Source organism: Aeromonas eucrenophila, assembly GCF_000819865.1.
GTDB lineage: Bacteria > Pseudomonadota > Gammaproteobacteria > Enterobacterales > Aeromonadaceae > Aeromonas > Aeromonas eucrenophila.
Map to the genome: position 1 here is coordinate 316,158 of NZ_CDDF01000001.1, position 18,265 is coordinate 334,422.

Below are 18,265 nucleotides of genomic sequence, written 5' to 3' on the forward strand. Positions count from 1 at the left end.
TAACTCTCACACCACAGGCTGCATCGCCATCCTGAGCCCCACCAGTTCCGCCTGCTGGCAGTCCAGCTGCTGCAGCTGACAGCCCATCGCCGCCTTCAGACGCGCCTGCTGGCGTTGTCTCTTGCCACCGCCCCCCTTGCGGCTCAGCCGTTTGAGCCATTGACGGGCATCTTGCAACTGACCGAGCCTGTCTTGCCAGGCGGTCAGCATGACCAGCCAGGCCGGATCCCCTTCCCCCTGCCCCACCAGCAGCTCCACCCCGTAGCGGGTTTGCTTGAGGATCAACCGCAGCTTGTGCCAATGGCGCAGCTGGCGTTTATGACTGGCAGAGACACCGTCCAGCCCCGGCTCGGCCAGTCCATCGGCAAGGGAGAGCGCCAGCTGCATCTGAAACAGCGGCAAGGGATTGAAGTCGGCGGGCACCTGCGCCAGCCGATCCAGCCAGCGCTCAAGTCGCACCGTCAGCATGGGGACGCGAGGGGCCGAGATCCCGTGGGGCTTGCCACCAAAACGCGCCTCATACACCTGGGCATCGCGCAGGGCCGAGAGCTTGCCCGCCGCCCGCATCAGCCGTCGCTCCAACCCCGGCTGATGGATGAGGGGTCGCCACAGAGCGAGCAAAGCCAACAGGCGACGGGCCGCGATCCGGTAGGCATGCACTTCGGCCGGCGCGGCCTGTTGACGCAGGGCCAGGGTGGCGGCGCCATATTGATCGATGAGCCGGCGTGCCTGCTCCTGCCATGTCGTCTGTACCATCATCTCCATGCCCCTGCCTCCTGTTAGTTGGTATGAAAGCCCGCACCCGTGGGCGGCGCGGCCTTGGTGCACTCCATGCGGGTCACCGTCGCCGTGCGGGGCCCATGCTCCAGCCAGCCCAGCATCATCTGTACCTGCTGTTCCGGGCCGGCGATCAGCACCTCGACCGAGCCATCCTCCAGGTTGTAGGCATGGCCTCTTAGCCCCAGCTGCAGCGCACGCTCCCGGGTGAAGTAACGAAACCCGACCCCCTGCACCTGACCCCAGACCCGAACGACAAACGATTGCTCTCCCATTTTCAGCACCTTTTCCTTAAGAAATTTCCCTCCAAGGCGATAATGACTGCGACACATCTCCCCTTGCAGGACGCAATATCATTATGAAAGAAGTAAAATTCCGTTGGGTTGACCGCTATCTCATTCACCTCACGATCAGCGAAAAATTTCTCATCACCTTCTGGTGCCCGCTCCTGTTCATCGCCTTCCTCACCTGGTATCTGCTGGCCGACAGCCATGATCAGCAGATGCAGGTTCGGCTGGATCAACTCAAGCAAAGGGTCGAGACCGTCGCCCAGCTGGTGAGCCAGCAGCCCGGCCTCAGCCTGCCCGCCGAGCTCACCCTCGCCCAGACGGGCAGCACAGGTCTGAGTCAGCAAGGGGATCACTACAGCGTCAGTGCGAGCGCAGGTCAGGCCGGGTTTGTCACCGGCACCCTGGATACCAGCCGTTACTCCATGTGGGATGGACAGGGAACCACCCTCACCATCATCGCCGTGCTGGCCGCCCTGTTGGCCCTCATCACCCACTACCTGATGACCTTCGTCTCCGGCGCGCTCTACTCCACCAACAAGGCGCTGCAGACGGTGGCGAACGGCGATCTCACCTTCCGCCTCAACTTCTTCCCGGTGCGGGACGAGTTCTCCATCCTGGCGGGCAGCATCGACAGCTTCACCGATCGTCAGCACAAGATAGTGAAGCTGGTGGAAGAGTCCGCCGAGGCGCTCACCATGGCCGCCGACGAGTTTCGCGAACATGCCAGCGACGGCGAGACCATGGCTCGTTCTCAGCGCCAACACATGGACTCCCTGGCCGCCGCCATGGAGCAGATGTCTGCCGCCATCCGGGAAGTGGCTCGCAACGCCAACGACACCCTGTTGCAGACTCGCCAGTCCAGCGAAGAGGCCGCCAACGGCGCCGAGCGGGTGGCCCGCACCATCAGCGCCATCAGCACCCTGGCCGACGAGATTGGCAACGCCTCCGGCGCAGTCGAGCGGCTGACCCACAATGCCAACCGCATCAACGAAGTGGTCAACGTCATCAACGCTATCTCCCAGCAGACCAACCTGCTGGCACTCAATGCCGCCATCGAAGCTGCCCGCGCCGGCGAGCAGGGCCGTGGCTTCGCCGTGGTGGCCGACGAGGTACGCACCCTCGCCAGCCGCACCCAGCAGGCCACGGTGGAGATCCAGCAGATGATCGAAGAGCTGCAAAGCGGCACTGGGGCGCTCAACGACATCATGGAGAAGACGGTCGGGCGCGCCGCCAGCAGCCAGCAGCTCATCACCGAGGTGGGGCTGGACATCGACAAGCTGAGCAGCCACAGCGATGCGGTGCTGGAGATGAGCACCCAGATCGCCACCTCCAGCGAGGAGCAAAGCTCGGTGGCCGAGGAGATCACCCGCAACCTGGATCAGGTTCGCCACGAGGCGAGCCGGGTGGAAGAGTCGGCCAGCGCCTCTGTGGCCGGCACCTCCGGCCTCAAGGCGACCGCTACCGAACTCAGCCAGGCCATGACCGGCCTGCGGATCTAGTCGGCACAGTCTCGCAACAATAAAAGGGCTCCCCACGGGGAGCCCTGCTTTTGGTCCCTTCTTTACCCCGAGAAACACTCGTTCCTCGGCCTGACGAGCGGGATGAAAGCTGGCTTAAACCCGGCGTTGCCACTAAAATACGCCCCCTCTTCTTTCTGGCATCGGTAAACACCCATGAGCGCTTACATCTACCTCGTCAAAGGCCGCGAAAAATCCCTGCTGCGCCGTCACCCCTGGATCTTCTCCAAGGGGATTGAGCGGGTTGAAGGCAACCCCATCGACGGCGATACCGTCGAGATTTACGCCAACGACGGCAAGTGGCTCGCCCGTGGGGCCTGGTCGGGCAGCTCCCAGATCCGCGCCCGGGTCTGGACCTTCGACAAAGACGAGACCGTCGATCTGGACTTCTTCCTCCGTCGCCTCAAATATGCCCAGGAGTCCCGGGATCCGCTGATCAAGCGCCAGGGTCTCACTGGCTATCGTCTGTGCGCCGCCGAGTCTGACGGTCTACCGGGCCTGACCATCGACCGTTATGCCGACTTCCTGGTGTGCCAAATCCTCTCCGCCGGGGTCGAGTTCCAGCGCGAGCTGATCACCCAAGCCCTGCGTACCCTCTACCCCGAGTGCAGCATCTATGAGCGCTCCGACGTGGCGGTACGCAAGAAGGAAGGCCTGAAAGAGCGCACCGGCGTCATCCATGGAGAGACCCCGACCGAGCCCGTGGTCATCGAAGAGAACGGCGTCAAGATCCTGGTGGACATCCGCAACGGTCACAAGACCGGTTTCTATCTGGATCAGCGTGACAACCGTCAGGCGGTCTCCAAGTACACCGAAGGCAAGCGGGTGCTCAACTGCTTCAGCTACACCGGTGGTTTTGGCATCTATGCCCTCAAGGGCGGCGCCAGCGAAGTGGTCAACGTGGATCTCTCCCAGACTGCGCTGGATACCGCTCGCCAGAACGCCGAGCTGAACGGTCTGGATATCAGCAACACCCAGTTCATTCGTCATGATGTATTCAAACTGCTGCGGGAATACCGCGAGAAGGGCGAGAAGTTCGACGTCATAGTGCTGGATCCGCCGAAGTTTGCCGAGAGCAAGGCCCAACTGCTGGGTGCCTGCCGCGGCTACAAGGACATCAACATGCTGGCCTTCCAGCTGCTGGCGCCGGGCGGCGTGCTCTTGACCTACTCCTGCTCCGGCCTGATGGAGCAGAGCCTGTTCCAGAAGATCGTGGCGGATGCCGCGCTCGACGCCGGTCGTGATGCCCAGATCCTGGAGCTCCTGTCCCAAGCTTCCGATCACCCCATCGGCACCGCCTACCCTGAAGGCTTCTACCTCAAGGGCCTGGTGGTTCGCGCCCGCTGATCTGCAACACACAGACACCTTGATCAAACAGGCCCGCAATGCGGGCCTGTTTTTTTATGCGCTCACCCCCTGATGCGCAACCCCTAACCCACCCCCAGGCGTGCACCACGCCCTATACGTCTGCCTGTTTTTTCTTCGCAAGTGCATATTCATGACAACAATCACACTCATATGACTCTTGTTCGCATACTGTGATCCCGCCTATGACCGCCATGAGTCGAGGCTGCGGGTCCAAGGTGCCTGCATAACAACAAAAACGATGTCAGGCCAAGCTGAACATCACAAGGATCCCGTCATGAATCAATCATTGCCGCTGTTGACGCCGCTGCGGGGCATTGCTGCCCTGATGGTGGTGCTGTTCCACGCCCGCTTGCTGCTGTTTCCCCAGTGGAAGGAGCCGATCGCCGAGGTGACCCAACTCATCGAGAACGGCTACCTCTGGGTCGATCTCTTCTTCATCCTGAGCGGACTGGTGCTGGCCCACGTCTATGGGGAAGCCTGCTGTGGCCCTCGTCGCACCATCGGCTATGGCCGTTTTCTCTGGCTGCGGCTGACCCGAGTCTACCCCCTCTATTTCGTCACCCTGTTGCTGCTGGTAGGCTGGGAGCTCTACAAGGCCCAGCATCAGATAGGCTTCTTCGCCGGCCCCCTGTTCAAGATGTGGGAGTGGGAGGGCATGCAGCCCTTCGGCTCCCCCTTCACCCCGGTGGAGGCGCTGCCGAGTGCCCTCTTGTTGCTGCAGGTGGTGACGGATCATGGCTTGACCTGGAACTTCGCCGCCTGGTCCCTGAGCGTGGAGTGGATAAGCTACCTGCTGTTCCCGCTGCTCATTCCGCTTGCGGTCACCCGCAGTCGCTGGAGCCACCTCGCCCCGCTGCTGGCATTTATGGTGCTGGCGTTCATCGTTCACTGCCAGGGCACCCTGGATGTCACCAGCGGGGTGCTGGCAGTGGGACGCGGGGTAAGTGAATTTGTGTTCGGCCTCTGGCTGCTGCCCAGGGTCAAGGCGAGTCGGCAGCTGCCCATGATGGGGCGGGATCTGCCGCTGTTGCTGGCCTTTGCCCTACCCTGGGTGCTGCTGCAATTTCCCATGACGGCGCCACTGACCCTGCTGCTGATTGGCGCCTATGTGCTGCTGATCTGGATTGCCGCGGCGCAAGGCGCGCGCCAGAGCCCGCTGCTGCGCCTGCTCGACAATCGCTTCACCAACTGGCTGGGGGATCTCTCCTACTCCATCTACCTCTGGCACGTCCTGGTGCTGCTCACAGGCGTAGAGCTCATCCATCATCTGGCTCCCGGTCTTACCGACTGGTGGTATGCCCAGACCAACCCATGGCTGGGAGGGCTCGCCACCCTGTTGATGCTGACACTGCTGCTCGGCATTTCCTGGCTGAGCTACATCGGGTTTGAGCGGCCGATACAGCGCAGGCTGCGCCGTTGGCAGGGCATCAAGGGACTATGGCCGCGACCAGCGAAGCAGGAGGAATAGACCTGCGCCGTGGTGCTTTCCACCACCATAAAACAGGCCCGCAATGCGGGCCTGTTTTTTATTGGAGCTCCGCCGATATCAGTCGCGCTGGGGTGCCCCCAGGGGGAAGTAGTGGCGATAGGGTCTCGCCTCGTCCACCACCCGCACGACCGAGGGATGAGCCAGCAGGCGGGCGCGATAGGCCCTAAGCTGGGCGCAAGCAGGCGGGATCTCGTGGGCCCAGTCCGCGTAGAAGAGAGAAGGCGCGGCGGCGCAATCGGCCAGGGTGAAGGTCTCCCCCGCCGCCCAGATGCGTCCACGCAGGCGCTCATCGAGCCAGGGATAAATCTTGTCCAGGATCTCCCGGGCCTGGGCCACCCCGTAGCTGTCGCGCTCGGCCGCCGGGCGCAGCCTGTCCAGCACCACCTTCTGCATGGGGGTCATCACATAGTTGTCGAACAGGCGATCCAGCATATGCACCTCTATGCCCGCCTCCCCCGTCGGCACTAGCGTGCTGGGGCCCGGATGCAACTGCTGGAGATGCTCGATGATGGTGCTGCTCTCGAGCAGGGTATGGCCGTTGTCCACCAGCACGGGGAAGCGCTGGAGCGGCCAGAGGGCGGCTAGCTCGGCCTTGACCGTGGGGGATTCCAGATTGTGGTACTCGAACGCCAGGGCGTTTTCGTAGAGCGCGATCAACACCTTCTGGCTGTAGGACGAGAAGGGATGGGCATAGAGTTTCATATCACCGATTCCTTATATTCCGTTGCATTGACCAAATTCAGGTCGTTTTTACTTCACCAAATATCATCAAAGCAGATGTAAATTTTGCAGGTAGCAAGCTAAGCCCTTATCCCTGCTCCTTGAGGGCGAGCACCATGACGCCGCTGGCGATGAGGCCGATGCCGAACCACTCCCGCAAGGAGGGTCGCTCTCCGAGAAACAAGCAGGCGAATATCACCACCAGCACCAGGCTGAGCTTGTCGATGGGGGCCACCTGGGAGACGTCCCCCAGTTGCAGCGCCCGGAAATAGCAGAGCCAGGACGCCCCGGTGGCAAGCCCGGAGAGGCCGAGAAACAGCCAGCTGTGGCCGGAGATCTGCAAGGGGTTGCTCCACTGCCGGGTGAGGGCGACATAGAGGCAGAGCAGCATGAAGATGATGGCGGTGCGGATCAGGGTCGCCAGATCCGCATTGATCTGCTGAACCCCCAACTTGGCCAGGATGGCGGTCAGGGCGGCGAAGAAGGCCGACAACAGGGCCCAGGAGAACCAGCCGAGGGAAGAGGTCATGGTGTGCAGTCCTTGCCAAAGAGAAGTGCCCTTAGTTGTAGCAGAGCCCCTGCCGGCCGGTGGGGAAGTCTGTCTGGGCAGCGCAGACACAGCTTCTCGCGCCATTGCCGTGAATTGCGGTTCGGATCCCCCACCCACTTTGTGGCATAATGCCGCGTCCCGTGGCCCTTGGTGGCTCTGGTATGGGCCCTGGCCCCGATACCCCGTCCGACTCAGCGGTCTATCCACCGCTCTGCCCGCGATGCCTGCCAAGACCACCCATCTTCTGCGATCTATCCGCATCGTGAAGGCCGTGCCGTTATCCCGTCGTGCGCGCCAACGCGAGCTTGAACCAAGAGGGCTAACTATGTCTTCCATTCGTCTGACCCAATACAGCCACGGCGCTGGCTGCGGCTGCAAAATCTCCCCCAAGGTGCTCGACACCATTCTCAAGAGCCAGATCCCGGGTTTTGACGATCCGACTCTGATCGTTGGCAACAGCAGCAAGGATGACGCCGCCGTAGTGGACATCGGCAACGGTCAGGGCATCGTCTCCACCACCGACTTCTTCATGCCCATCGTCGACGATCCCTTCACCTTCGGCCGCATCGCCGCTACCAACGCCATCAGCGACATCTACGCCATGGGCGGCAAACCCATCGTCGCCATCGCCATCCTCGGCTGGCCCATCAATACCCTGGCGCCGGAAGTGGCACAGCAGGTGATAGACGGCGGCCGCCAGGTGTGCCACGAGGCGGGCATTTCCTTGGCCGGTGGTCACAGCATCGACGCCCCCGAGCCCATCTTCGGCCTCGCCGTGACCGGCATAGTGCCGCTCGATGCCATCAAGCAGAACGACACCGCCGAGGCCGGCGACGTGCTCTACCTGACCAAGCCCCTCGGCATCGGCATCCTGACTACCGCCCAGAAGAAGGGCAAGCTCAAACCCGAGCACGAGCAACTGGCCCCCGAGGCCATGTGCACCCTCAACAAGATTGGCCAGCGCTTCGCTGCGCTCAAGGGTGTGCACGCCATGACGGACGTCACCGGCTTTGGTCTGGCCGGCCACCTGCTGGAGATGTGTGAAGGCTCCCGGCTCTGCGCCCGCCTCGATTTCAATGCCCTGCCGCTGTTGCCCGAGGTGGATCATTACCTCGCCGAAGGCTGCGTGCCGGGCGGCACCCTACGCAACCACGACTCCTACGGCCACAAGCTCGATGCCATGGACGATCGCACCCGCAACATCCTCTGCGATCCGCAGACCAGCGGTGGCCTGTTGGTGGCGGTCGGCAAAGAGAGCGAGGCCGAGCTGCTGGCCATTGCCCGCGAGGCCGGACTCTCCCTCTCCCCCGTCGGGCTGATGAAGCCTCTGGATGGCGAGCGCTTCATCGAGGTCATCCAATGAGTGCGTTGCCACAGGCGACGGATCTGGCCCGCATCTTCCTCGAAGACGTGCCGCTTATCGACCTGCGCGCCCCCATCGAGTTCAAGGACGGCGCCTTCCCCAGCGCCATCAACTTGCCGCTGATGACGGACGAGGAGCGCGCCCAGGTCGGCACCTGCTTCAAGCAGCAGGGTCAGGCCGCCGCCATCGCGCTGGGTCATCAACTGGTGGGCGGCGCCGTGCGGGCTGAGCGCATGGAAAGCTGGCTGGCGCAGCTGCGCCAGCAGCCCGATGCCTTGCTCTACTGCTTTCGCGGCGGCCTGCGCTCCCAGACGGTGCAACAGTGGCTCCATGAGGCCGGCGTCACCCGTCCGCGGGTGGCTGGCGGCTACAAGGAGCTGCGCCGCTTCCTCATGGATACTCAGGACAAGGCTTCGGCCGAGTGCCACTGGACAGTGCTGACCGGCATGACCGGCTCCGGCAAGACCCACATGCTGGCAAAGGTCGCCCAGGCGGTGGATCTGGAGGGGCATGCCCACCACAGGGGCTCCTCCTTCGGCCAGCTCCCCGGGGGCCAGCCCAGCAACATCAACTTCGAGAACAAGCTCGCCATCGAGCTGCTCAAGCGCCGCCACCTTGGGGAACATGCCTTCGTGGTGGAAGACGAGAGCCGCCTCATCGGTCGCTGCGCCCTGCCGCTGAACCTCTATGAGGCCATGTGCCAGGCCCCGCTGGTGGTGGTGGACGTGCCGCAAGAAGAGCGTGCCGAGCAGATCCGCATCGATTACGTACAGGATCTCTGGCAGCGTTACCTGGAGATGTATGGCGCAGAAGATGGCTGGCCGCTGTTTGCCGCCTACCTGACCGATGCCCTGGCCCGCCTCAAACGTCGCCTGGGGGACAAGGATCATAGAGAGCTGGATGCGCTGATGCAGGCGGCCCTCGCCGAGCAGGCCCGGAGCGGCAATACCGAGCTGCATCTGGCCTGGATCCGTCTCCTGCTGACCCGCTACTACGACCCCATGTATCTCTATCAGCTGGACAACAAGCGTGAGCGAGTGCATTTCAGGGGCGACAAGCAGGCCTGTCTCGCCTTTTTTGCAGAACAACACGCCAACCAGGCTAATCAGAAGAGTTCGATATGCTGAAATTTGAGATTATTCCGGTCACTCCCTTTGCCCAGAACTGCTCCCTCATCTGGTGTGACGAGACCCGCCAGGCGGCGCTCATCGATCCCGGTGGCGAGGCAGACAAGCTGTTGGCCGCCATCGCCAAACACGACCTCGTGTTGTCGAAGATCCTGCTGACCCACGGCCACCTGGATCACGTGGGTGCCGCCGCCGAGCTGCGCACCCGTACCGGCGTGCGCATCACGGGCCCCCACAAGGAAGACGCCTTCTGGCTCGACATGCTGCCTCAGCAGAGCCAGATGTTCGGTTTCCCCCACACCCCCGCCTTCAGTCCAGATGCCTGGCTGGCAGAGGGAGACAAGGTGGCGCTCGGCAACTGCGAGCTGGAGGTCTATTTCTGTCCGGGTCACACCCCGGGGCATGTGATCTTGCTGAGCCGGGCCGAGCAGCTCGCCTGGGTCGGCGACGTGCTGTTTGCCGGCGGCATAGGTCGCACCGACTTCCCCCGCGGGGATCACGCCACCCTCATTCGTTCGATCACCGAGACCCTGTTGCCGCTCGGGGATGACATCGTCTTCGTGCCGGGCCACGGGCCCAGCTCCACCTTCGGCCGCGAGCGGGTCAGCAACCCCTACCTCACCCAGCCGGTCTGGTAGCACGGCAAACGACAAAGGGCGACCCCATGGGTCGCCCTTTGTCATCGCCGATGCCAGAGCATCAGAATGCAAAAAGCCACTCCGGGGAGTGGCTCTTCATTCAACCGAACCGACGCAATTAGATGCGTACGAAGTCCAGGTGAACCAGCTTGTAACGTACAGGGTGACGTTGGATCGCCTTGACGTTTACTTTCACTTCTTCACCGTTGATGACCAGGGTCAGCTCGGAGGAGTAGAACTCCGGCTTCTCTTGGGCCAGGATCAGTTTCTTGTGATCCACAGTGATGGAAACGGCTTCTTTACCAGCACCGTAAACGATGGCAGGAACTTGGTCAGCGTGACGCAGGCGGCGGCTCGCACCTTTCCCCAGGTCAGAACGGACTTCAGCTTGGAATACGAAAGACATAGTGTTTATCTCTTTTAAGATGAATGTATGGTGTTGACTGCGACCGGTCAGCACCTCGCAAAACGAGCGCGAATACTAGCATGGGCCCAAGGCGGATACAAGCCGGCGCCCCGCGCTCATCGGCCCCTGTGCCCAATCAGACTATTTTTGCAGTCGAGACCACGCCGGATCTCAACCAGAGGTTGTCTGCCACCCCACTTTTCCCCTCAGACCAACTGACCGAAGCGCCCGGGAACATATCCTCAGCGCCCCTGATCCAGCCGGGCAAATTGCTGCTGGCGCTGGGCCGGGCTCATGGCATCGAACTGGGCCAGGGTCTCGGCCCGCGGGCAATAGAGGCTCTGGCCCGTCTTGACCCTGATCCCCTTGCCCATGCTGGTGCGGTTGTCTTCCACCAGGGCCAGCAGATAGCTGTAGGTATCGGCCCCGCCCCCCTGGGACACCAGCTGGCTCGCGATGCGCCAGAGGGTCTCGCCCGCCGCGACCTGGTGACAGACCCGCGAGTTTCCTTCTCCTGCCGCCGGCGCCGACAGGGTCAGGGTCGTCGCTTCCGTCGGTCCGGAGGCGGCGGCAAGCTGCACCTGGGCAGGCTCAGAGGGGGAGACATTCAAGGCTCGATGGCGCACCAAGCGGGCCAACAGTGGCTCAGGCGACGCCAGCCGACGGCTTTCCTCACCGAGACCGGGCAGGGAGAACTCGGCGATAAAGGGCTGACTCAGCCCTTCCTGTGACGGGATGGAGGCCGCCATGCCGACGGCCGGATTGACCGGCTGATTGGGCGCCATGCCATAGGCCATCTCGTCGATGCGCTTGAGCCTGGCCAGATACGCCTTGGAGAGCTGCGCCTCCCCTTCGAACAAGTCGAAGGGCGGCACCAGCCTCGCGGGGAACAGCACCAGCCAGTGACCGTTCTTTTTCTTCTGCTCCAGCGGCGGAAACTGATTGCCCCGCCACGCCACGAAGATGGGCGGCACCGCGCTGTGTACCGGATAATATTCCGGATTGAGCTGCACCCAGGTTTGTTCCGCGATGGGTTGATATCCGCTGATGTTGACCAGCGCCACCCCTAACCAGATCCCCAGCATCCTATGCCCTCCTGATCCCCTCGTTCACCGACCCCATTGTGTGACGCATCGCACAATGGTTCAGAAAACAGACACATAGCAGCTTAGCACTGAGCAATCGCATTGAGCACCCGTTTATCGGAAACCGGATAGGGGGTGCCCAGTTGCTGGGCGAAGAACGACACCCTCAGCTCCTCGATCATCCAGCGAATATTGGCCACCTCGGTCGGGATCAGCTGGGATTTGGGGATCTTGGCGAGCAGCGCCTTGTAGTCCGCCTCCACGCTCTGCACCTTGAGCATGTAGACCCTGTCCCGGTTTGGATCGATGGCCAGCTTCTCGAGGCGCCGCTCGATGGCGCGCAGGTAGCGCAGCAAGTCAGGCAGGCGCTGCCAGCCGGTCTCGGTGACGAAGCCCTTGTGGATGAGGTTGCCAAGCTGCTGCTGGATGTCCGACATGGCAAAGGCGGTGTCGAGCTGCATCTTGCCCTTGAGCCGCTTCTTGATCTCATGGGACAGGGTCAATACCGCCTCCACCTGGCTCGCCACCTCGACCACGGCATCGTTGAGCTCGGCGCGCACAAACTCCTTGAGCGCCTCGAAACCCGCCTCGTCCCAGGCCAGGCCACCGTGCTGCTCGATGAGCTTGTCGCAGCCACAGGCGATGCAGTCATCGATCAACTCCGCCACCTTGCCGAAGGGATTGAAATAGAGCCCGAGCTTGGCCTTGTTCGGCAGCTTCTCCTGCAGGTATTTGATGGGCGACGGCACGTTGAGCAGGATCAACCGGCGCTGGCCACTCCACATCAATTGCTGCTGGGCGACCGGGCTCTCCACCAGCTGGATGGCGACCGAATCCTTCTGATCCACCAGGGCCGGATAGGCTTTCACCTCGAAGCCCGCCCGCTTCTGGCTGTATTCCTTGGGCAACTCGCCAAAGCTCCACAGGGTGAGGCCGGACTGCTCTATGTCGTCATCCGCCACCTGGGACAGCGTTTCCTGCACGCGCCCGCGCAGGGACCCTTTGAGCGCCTCCAGATCCTTGCCCTCGGCGATGGGTTTGTGTTTATCGTCCACCACCCGGAAGGTGAGTTTCAGGTGATCGGGCACCGCTGCCCAATCCCAGGCCTCACGGGGCACTGTCACCCCTGTCATGCGACGCAGCTGACGCTCCATCTCGTCGAGCAGCGGCCCCTGCTCGGGGTTGATGCTGGCGAGCAGCGCATCGGCGTAGTTCGGCGCCGGCACGAAGTTCTTGCGCATGGGCTTTGGCATGGACTTGATGAGGGCCACCAGCAGCTCATGGCGCAGGCCCGGGATCAGCCACTCGAAGCCTTTCACTTCGACCTGGTTGAGCAGCGGCAGCGGGATATGCAGGGTGACGCCGTCCGCCGCCTCCCCCGGCTCGAACTGGTAGCTCAACTTCAGTTTGAGCCGACCCTGTTGCCAGAAGTTCGGGTAGTCGAGATCGCTGATGTGGGCCGCATCCCCCTTCATCAGCATCTCTTTCTCGAAGTTGAGCAGATCGGGATCCTGTTTCTGCGCCTCCTTCCACCACTTGTCAAAATGCCGGGCCGAGATGACGTCTTCCGGCAAGCGGGCATCGTAGAAGCGGAACAGATCCTCGTCGTCCACCAGGATGTCGCGGCGACGGGACTTGTGCTCCAGCGCCTCCACCTCGGCCAGCAGTTTGCGGTTCTCGCCGAAGAAACGGTGACGGGTCTCGAAATCCCCCTCTACCAGGGCACGGCGGATAAACAGCTCGCGGCACTGGGCGGGATCGATGCGGCTGAAGTTGATGAGCCGCTCGTTCACCAGGGTCAGGCCATAGAGGGTCACCTTCTCCTTGGCCATGACGGCGCCATTTTTCTTCGACCAGTGGGGGTCGCTGTGGTGCAGCTTGATGAGGTGGCCCGCCAGGGGCTCCACCCACTCGGGCTCAATCTTGCCGTTGATGCGGGCATAGAGGCGGGAGGTCTCCACCAGTTCGGCGGCCATCACCCACTTGGGCGGCTTCTTGAAGAGGCCCGAGGCCGGGAACAGGTGGAAGCGGCCGTTGCGGGCACCGAGGAACTCAGGCTTCTCCAGATCCTTGTTACCTATATGGCTCAAGAGACCGGTCAACAGGGCGCAGTGCACCGTCTTGAAGTCCGCCGGCTCTGCATTGGTCTTGAATCCCAACTCCTTGACGCTCTGGCGCAGTTGGAAGTGGATATCCTGCCATTCCCGCACCCGCAGATAGGAGAGGAACTCCTTCTGGCACATGCGGCGGAACGGGTTGCTACCCAGCAGATCCTGCTGCTCTTTCAGGTAATTCCAGAGGTTCACGAAGGCGAGGAAGTCGGAATCCTTGTCTTCGAAGCGTCTGTGCTGCTCGTCGGCGGCCTGCTTCTTCTCCATGGGCCGCTCGCGGGGATCCTGGATGCTCAGCCCCGCGGTGATCACCAGCACCTCGCTGAGGCAGCCGGTCTGGGCGGCACTGATCACCATCCTGGCCAGCCTGGGATCAAGGGGGATACGCGACAACTGGCGACCGGTGTCGGTCAACTGCAGGCGGGCCTCTTGCTCCTGGCTCCCATGGGGGTTTGGCAACTCACGCACCGCCTCCAGCTCCTTGAGCAGGGTCAGGCCGTCCTTGATGTGGCGCGATTCCGGCGGCTCGACGAAGGGGAAGGCCTCCATGTTGCCAAGGCCCAGTGCCAACATCTGCAAGATGACGGAGGCCAGGTTGGTGCGTAGGATCTCGGGATCGGTGAAGGCGGGCCTATTGTTGAAATCCTCCTCGCTGTAGAGGCGAATACAGATACCGTCTGCCACCCGGCCGCAACGGCCCTTGCGCTGGTTGGCGCTGGCCTGGGAGACGGGCTCGATGGGCAGGCGCTGCACCTTGGTACGCCAGGAGTAGCGGCTGATGCGGGCGGTACCGGGATCGATCACGTAACGAATGCCCGGTACCGTCAGGGAAGTCTCGGCCACGTTGGTGGCCAGCACGATGCGCCGCCCGGCGTGTTGCTGGAACACCTTGTTCTGTTCGGCGTTGGAGAGGCGGGCGTAGAGCGGCAGCACCTCGGTGTCGCGCAGGTTGAGTTTGCGCAGGGCGTCGGCGGTGTCGCGGATCTCCCGCTCGCCATTCATGAAGATAAGGATGTCCCCCAGCCCTTCGCGGGCCAGCTCCTCAACCGCATCGAAGATCCCCTGCAACTCGTCGCGCTCGTCCCCGCTCTCCTTGCCATCGCTCTTTTTGTCTTCAAACAAGGGGCGATAGCGCACCTCCACCGGATAGGTGCGGCCGGACACTTCGATGACCGGCGCCTGGTTGAAGTGGCGGGAGAAGCGTTGGGGGTCGATGGTGGCCGAGGTGATGATCACCTTGAGATCCGGGCGCCTCGGCAACAGCTGCTTGAGGTAGCCCAGGATGAAGTCGATGTTGAGGCTGCGCTCGTGGGCCTCATCGATGATGATGGTGTCGTACTGAGTCAGCAACCTGTCGTGCTGGATCTCCGCCAGCAGGATACCGTCCGTCATCAACTTGATGTGGGTCTGCTCGCTCACCTGATCTGTGAAGCGCACCTTGTAACCCACGTATTGGCCAAGCTCGGACTCCATCTCCTCGGCGATGCGGGCCGCCACAGTGCGGGCCGCGAGACGCCTCGGCTGGGTGTGGCCTATGTAGCCCTTCACCCCGCGTCCGAGGGCCAGACAGATCTTGGGGATCTGGGTGGTCTTGCCCGAGCCGGTTTCGCCGGCGATGATCACCACCTGATGTTCGCTGATGGCTTTAGCGATCTCCGCCTGCTTCTGGCTGACCGGCAGGTTGTCCGGGTAGGTGACCTTGGGCACACCGGCCAGGCGGCTCTGATAGCGCGCCTCGGCGACATCCAGATCGGCGGCGATGGTTTCCAGCACGGCGGTCTGTTTGGCCTCGGGCAGCTTCTTGACCCCGTGCAGGCGACTGGAAAGGCGACGGGCGTCGAGATTCATGCAGGCAGATAAGCGACGGCGCAACGCCTCGAGAGAGAGAGACAAGGTAGAGATTCCTTAAATATGAAGCCCGCGCGGGCCATTCGATAGCTGGAGCCGATCCTAAAGAGCGGGGGGGAGCGGTGCAAGCCTTAAAGCAAACCGTCGCCGGATAAGGGGGTTACGCCAAATGAAAAGAGCAGGCACCGGGCCTGCTCCTGATGACAGCGGCAATAACCGCGGTCAGACCCGCGCCTGGCGCACGAAGCAGGTGCCCAGCTGGGCGTGGATCGCCTGCATCACATTGTGGCGACTGATCACCCCGAGCAGTCTCCCCTCCTCCACCACCGGATAGATCTTGGGTTTTTGACCCATCATCATCTCCGCCAGGTCCAGGATGCTGGTGTCGGGGCCCACCGCCAGCACCTCCTTGCGCATCACATCCTTGATCTGGGCCACCTGCTCGCAGTGGTAAGCCTCTTTCAACATGACGGCGATGCAATCCTGCTCCGACACCCAGCCGATCAGGTGGCCCCTGGCATCCACCACGGGGCCACCGAGCTGGTGACTGTTGAGAAACTTGGTGACCGCGCTTTGCACCATCATGTCCGCGCCGAACGTGATGGGTTTGGTCTGCATATAATCCTTCGCCTTGAGTGATTCCATGACGCTTCCCCCCAACTTGCCTCCCGGGCGGGAGGCGAAAGCCGGACAGGATGTCCGGCTCACTGCAAGCATAGCCTGCCGGGGATCAGGAAATGGACTGCAACAGCAGCAACAACTCGTTCTGGCTGTGGCAATCGGTCTTCTTGAACACCCCCTTCAAGGTGGAACGCACGGTTTCCACTTTGACCCCTCGCAACTCAGCGATGTCGTTGCTGCTGTAGCCCTTGCTCATCAGCACCAGCAGCTCCTTCTCCCCTATGGTGAGGGGATAGAGGCTGGCCAGGGCTTCGATGTCCGGATTGAAGGAGTGCTCGGGGTCGCGCAGCACCACCTCTACATAACGCTCGAAGCGGTTGAGGCCACTCATCAGGGTGCACTGGATCAGCAGCGGCCTTAAATTGGCCTGACGGGGAATGGACATATAGGCACTCGCCCCCGGCAACAAATAGGCAAAGCCATTCAATATTTCCTTGAGCTGGCGTTGTTGCTCCTTATTTTGCAGAGAGAAAATACCATTGATGGCCCGCAGCTCCACATTTTCATCTGAGATACGGTTGAACGCCACGTTGGAATAATGAATATGCCCCTTGTCATCGATGATGGCACTGGGCTTATTATGGTTTTTGACCAGCTGTTGCAGCTGATAGTTCTGGGTTTCCAGGGCCAGCAGATTCCAATAATGCTGGCTCCAGGCCGCCAGGCCGGAATAGATCTCGGTCAGGGACACAAGATCCCCGGCGCTGAAATCATCCTGCGCCGCGCCGCGATAACTGCACAGGCTGCTAAGCCCACGCCCCTTGACCCGGCAGACACCGCCGGCGGCAAACTGGGCGCCAAAACTCGCCAGCAGCCCCGCCGAATTGGAGATGGCATTGGCGTTGACTATCCCCTGGCAGCCCTTGTCCAAATAGTGGTTGAACCACACATCCTGGCGATGGTGTTGGACATAGAACTGCTGCTGGGCCTCGCTGAGGCCGCTGGAGAAGAGCCTTATTCCGTCGCTCTTGTCATCGTCCCGCAATAAAAACAGGGACGAACTGCCGGACAGGTCGGAACGAAATTGGTCTACGACCAACTTAATGTCAGAATCATTAATACCGCACTCGTATAACTGGCTGATATAGGGCGATATCCTTTCTTTTTCTAATGCCTTCACACCCGAACTCCACATTCTTATTTTTATTGAAGAGGCATCTTACTCTGCAATGGGAACCTCGAGAAGTAGTCAAATGAACAAAGGTTTTATGAGCAATCCATAAATAGTAATGAGAAAAGTACATATGGATGAAGGCAGGGGAAATGTTTAAATCCAAGTTAATGTTTCATATTGCTTTTGTCGTTATACAGCTGGTTTGCCCGAGTTTCCTTCCCTCGTACGCAGCAGCGCCGGTGTCTCCCCCTTTATCTTCCCATCAGCAAGCCACCTCTCAGGGCGCCTTTATGGACTGTCCCGGCGGAGCAACGTTGGCGTAATGCTGGCATCACTACCGCTCGGCCTGGTCCCCCAGCTCGACCACAGCCGGTTGCCCGCAATATGGAAGAAGCCTGCAAGAAGTCGGTGGCTTTCACGGCATAACTCTGCATCCAGATAAATCGGTGCGACAACCTGTCCATGTCCGCTCCCGGCCCCAATCACCACAGGGCATATCTCGCGGCAAAAAAGCGGCCCCAGATAGTCAATAGGTCAGGCTGACACCAATCCCCCTGGCATCCCCATCCATCAGCAAGGGGTAGAATGCCAGTTGTGGGCCCTTGGGGGTGGTAAACAAGTAACTGAAACCGGTGGCAATGGCCGCACCGGCGATCACATCGCGCCAATAGTGGTTATCCGACTCGACCCGAGACCAACCGACGGCGCCCGCGGCGACATAGGCAGGCAGACCATAACTCCAGCCATAGCGCATCTGCAGGTAGCTGGCACCACTGAATGCCCAGGCGGTGTGCCCGGATGGGAAACTCTTGTCCCCCCCATTCGGACGGGTTGCATCCACCGTGTTTTTCAAAATTTCGACGGTTGCCGTGGTCGCCAACAGGGAATATCCGAATTGTTCCAGTCCGTCATAATCCCCTTGATACCAGGAGATGCCAGCAGCAACGGCGGGAATGGCAAACTGACCGATATCACCGTAGGTTTCAAATGCACTGGTGGCATTTGCGGCACCGCTGAGGCCGCATATTATAAGACCGAGAAATTCCTTTCTCATATAAACCCCATTTAATGCTCTACCGATGACGTGGAAATGGCAGTCATGGCCACCTTGTCGTTCGACAGATGTATTGGTGATGAGAAAATATAAAATAATGATTAATCTCTTCGCGTTAACTTAATGA

The 18,265-nt window shown here is 61.3% G+C and carries 16 protein-coding genes; 6 read left to right on the forward strand and 10 right to left on the reverse strand.

Going from position 1 to position 18,265, the window contains the following annotated elements; translation table 11 throughout:
• Positions 1-6: 6 nt before the first annotated feature.
• Together BN1124_RS01270 and BN1124_RS01275 are read right to left on the reverse strand one after the other, a co-directional pair.
• Entirely contained in the window at positions 7-765 is a 759-nt protein-coding gene (locus tag BN1124_RS01270) for a CHAD domain-containing protein (protein WP_052445572.1), read from the reverse strand.
• A gap of 14 nt (positions 766-779) precedes the next feature.
• Positions 780-1,052 carry an acylphosphatase gene (locus BN1124_RS01275; RefSeq protein WP_042638355.1) on the reverse strand — a complete coding sequence of 91 codons (273 nt, stop codon included), beginning with the start codon at positions 1,050-1,052 and terminating at the stop codon, positions 780-782.
• Between the two features lie 83 nt (positions 1,053-1,135).
• Here BN1124_RS01275 and BN1124_RS01280 point away from each other — a divergent pair, with 83 nt between their 5' ends.
• From BN1124_RS01280 to BN1124_RS01290, 3 genes are all read left to right on the forward strand, one after another.
• A complete protein-coding gene (locus BN1124_RS01280; protein ID WP_042638357.1) occupies positions 1,136-2,566 on the forward strand; it encodes a methyl-accepting chemotaxis protein in 1,431 nt (476 codons plus the stop codon).
• 174 nt (positions 2,567-2,740) lie between these two features.
• Positions 2,741-3,931 (forward strand): class I SAM-dependent methyltransferase, encoded by a 1,191-nt coding sequence (locus tag BN1124_RS01285; RefSeq protein WP_042638359.1) that lies wholly within the window; start codon positions 2,741-2,743, stop codon positions 3,929-3,931.
• A gap of 295 nt (positions 3,932-4,226) precedes the next feature.
• A complete protein-coding gene (locus tag BN1124_RS01290) occupies positions 4,227-5,420 on the forward strand; it encodes an acyltransferase family protein (protein WP_042638361.1) in 1,194 nt (397 codons plus the stop codon).
• Between the two features lie 78 nt (positions 5,421-5,498).
• Here the strand turns inward: BN1124_RS01290 and BN1124_RS01295 are convergent, their stop codons facing one another.
• Positions 5,499-6,143, reverse strand: a complete 645-nt coding sequence (locus BN1124_RS01295; protein ID WP_042638362.1) for a glutathione S-transferase family protein — start codon at positions 6,141-6,143, stop codon at positions 5,499-5,501.
• 106 nt (positions 6,144-6,249) lie between these two features.
• Positions 6,250-6,690 carry an EamA family transporter gene (locus tag BN1124_RS01300; RefSeq protein WP_042638364.1) on the reverse strand — a complete coding sequence of 147 codons (441 nt, stop codon included), beginning with the start codon at positions 6,688-6,690 and terminating at the stop codon, positions 6,250-6,252.
• A gap of 346 nt (positions 6,691-7,036) precedes the next feature.
• Between BN1124_RS01300 and selD the strand changes: the two genes are divergently transcribed.
• From selD to BN1124_RS01315, 3 genes are read left to right on the forward strand one after another with little or no spacing between them, the layout of a single operon-like run.
• Positions 7,037-8,074, forward strand: a complete 1,038-nt coding sequence (selD, locus tag BN1124_RS01305) for a selenide, water dikinase SelD (protein WP_042638366.1) — start codon at positions 7,037-7,039, stop codon at positions 8,072-8,074.
• Positions 8,071-9,201: a tRNA 2-selenouridine(34) synthase MnmH gene (mnmH, locus tag BN1124_RS01310; RefSeq protein WP_042638368.1), complete on the forward strand. Its 1,131-nt coding sequence runs from the start codon at positions 8,071-8,073 to the stop codon at positions 9,199-9,201. The genes selD and mnmH overlap by 4 nt, the downstream gene beginning before the upstream one ends.
• Positions 9,195-9,839, forward strand: a complete 645-nt coding sequence (locus BN1124_RS01315) for an MBL fold metallo-hydrolase (RefSeq protein ID WP_042638370.1) — start codon at positions 9,195-9,197, stop codon at positions 9,837-9,839. Before mnmH ends, BN1124_RS01315 begins: the two co-directional genes overlap by 7 nt.
• A 118-nt stretch (positions 9,840-9,957) precedes the next feature.
• On the opposite strand, the gene rplY is transcribed toward BN1124_RS01315, so the two are convergent.
• The 6 genes from rplY to BN1124_RS01345 form a co-directional block, all read right to left on the reverse strand.
• Complete coding sequence (gene rplY / locus BN1124_RS01320; protein ID WP_033130792.1) at positions 9,958-10,245, reverse strand: 50S ribosomal protein L25; 288 nt, start codon at positions 10,243-10,245, stop codon at positions 9,958-9,960.
• A 242-nt stretch (positions 10,246-10,487) separates the two neighbouring features.
• A complete protein-coding gene (locus tag BN1124_RS01325; RefSeq protein WP_042638373.1) occupies positions 10,488-11,330 on the reverse strand; it encodes a type IV pilus assembly protein FimV in 843 nt (280 codons plus the stop codon).
• An 83-nt stretch (positions 11,331-11,413) separates the two neighbouring features.
• Complete coding sequence (gene hrpA / locus BN1124_RS01330) at positions 11,414-15,334, reverse strand: ATP-dependent RNA helicase HrpA (protein WP_042638375.1); 3,921 nt, start codon at positions 15,332-15,334, stop codon at positions 11,414-11,416.
• Between the two features lie 177 nt (positions 15,335-15,511).
• Positions 15,512-15,934, reverse strand: a complete 423-nt coding sequence (locus BN1124_RS01335; protein ID WP_042638377.1) for a CBS domain-containing protein — start codon at positions 15,932-15,934, stop codon at positions 15,512-15,514.
• 85 nt (positions 15,935-16,019) lie between these two features.
• The gene (locus BN1124_RS01340; RefSeq protein WP_042638379.1) at positions 16,020-17,090 is read right to left on the reverse strand and encodes a helix-turn-helix transcriptional regulator; all 1,071 of its coding nucleotides are present in this window, start codon (positions 17,088-17,090) and stop codon (positions 16,020-16,022) included.
• 520 nt (positions 17,091-17,610) lie between these two features.
• Positions 17,611-18,138, reverse strand: a complete 528-nt coding sequence (locus BN1124_RS01345) for a phosphatase PAP2 family protein (protein ID WP_048822920.1) — start codon at positions 18,136-18,138, stop codon at positions 17,611-17,613.
• Between the last annotated feature and the right edge of the window lie 127 nt (positions 18,139-18,265).

Excerpts from the sequence above, each read along its gene's own strand:
- BN1124_RS01270 (WP_052445572.1), bottom strand. The coding sequence starts at position 765 with ATGGAGATGATGGTACAGACGACATGGCAGGAGCAGGCACGCCGGCTC.
- BN1124_RS01275 (WP_042638355.1), bottom strand. The coding sequence starts at position 1,052 with ATGGGAGAGCAATCGTTTGTCGTTCGGGTCTGGGGTCAGGTGCAGGGG.
- BN1124_RS01280 (WP_042638357.1), top strand. The coding sequence starts at position 1,136 with ATGAAAGAAGTAAAATTCCGTTGGGTTGACCGCTATCTCATTCACCTC.
- BN1124_RS01285 (WP_042638359.1), top strand. The coding sequence starts at position 2,741 with ATGAGCGCTTACATCTACCTCGTCAAAGGCCGCGAAAAATCCCTGCTG.
- BN1124_RS01290 (WP_042638361.1), top strand. The coding sequence starts at position 4,227 with ATGAATCAATCATTGCCGCTGTTGACGCCGCTGCGGGGCATTGCTGCC.
- BN1124_RS01295 (WP_042638362.1), bottom strand. The coding sequence starts at position 6,143 with ATGAAACTCTATGCCCATCCCTTCTCGTCCTACAGCCAGAAGGTGTTG.
- BN1124_RS01300 (WP_042638364.1), bottom strand. The coding sequence starts at position 6,690 with ATGACCTCTTCCCTCGGCTGGTTCTCCTGGGCCCTGTTGTCGGCCTTC.
- selD (WP_042638366.1), top strand. The coding sequence starts at position 7,037 with ATGTCTTCCATTCGTCTGACCCAATACAGCCACGGCGCTGGCTGCGGC.
- mnmH (WP_042638368.1), top strand. The coding sequence starts at position 8,071 with ATGAGTGCGTTGCCACAGGCGACGGATCTGGCCCGCATCTTCCTCGAA.
- BN1124_RS01315 (WP_042638370.1), top strand. The coding sequence starts at position 9,195 with ATGCTGAAATTTGAGATTATTCCGGTCACTCCCTTTGCCCAGAACTGC.
- rplY (WP_033130792.1), bottom strand. The coding sequence starts at position 10,245 with ATGTCTTTCGTATTCCAAGCTGAAGTCCGTTCTGACCTGGGGAAAGGT.
- BN1124_RS01325 (WP_042638373.1), bottom strand. The coding sequence starts at position 11,330 with ATGCTGGGGATCTGGTTAGGGGTGGCGCTGGTCAACATCAGCGGATAT.
- BN1124_RS01335 (WP_042638377.1), bottom strand. The coding sequence starts at position 15,934 with ATGGAATCACTCAAGGCGAAGGATTATATGCAGACCAAACCCATCACG.
- BN1124_RS01345 (WP_048822920.1), bottom strand. The coding sequence starts at position 18,138 with ATGAGAAAGGAATTTCTCGGTCTTATAATATGCGGCCTCAGCGGTGCC.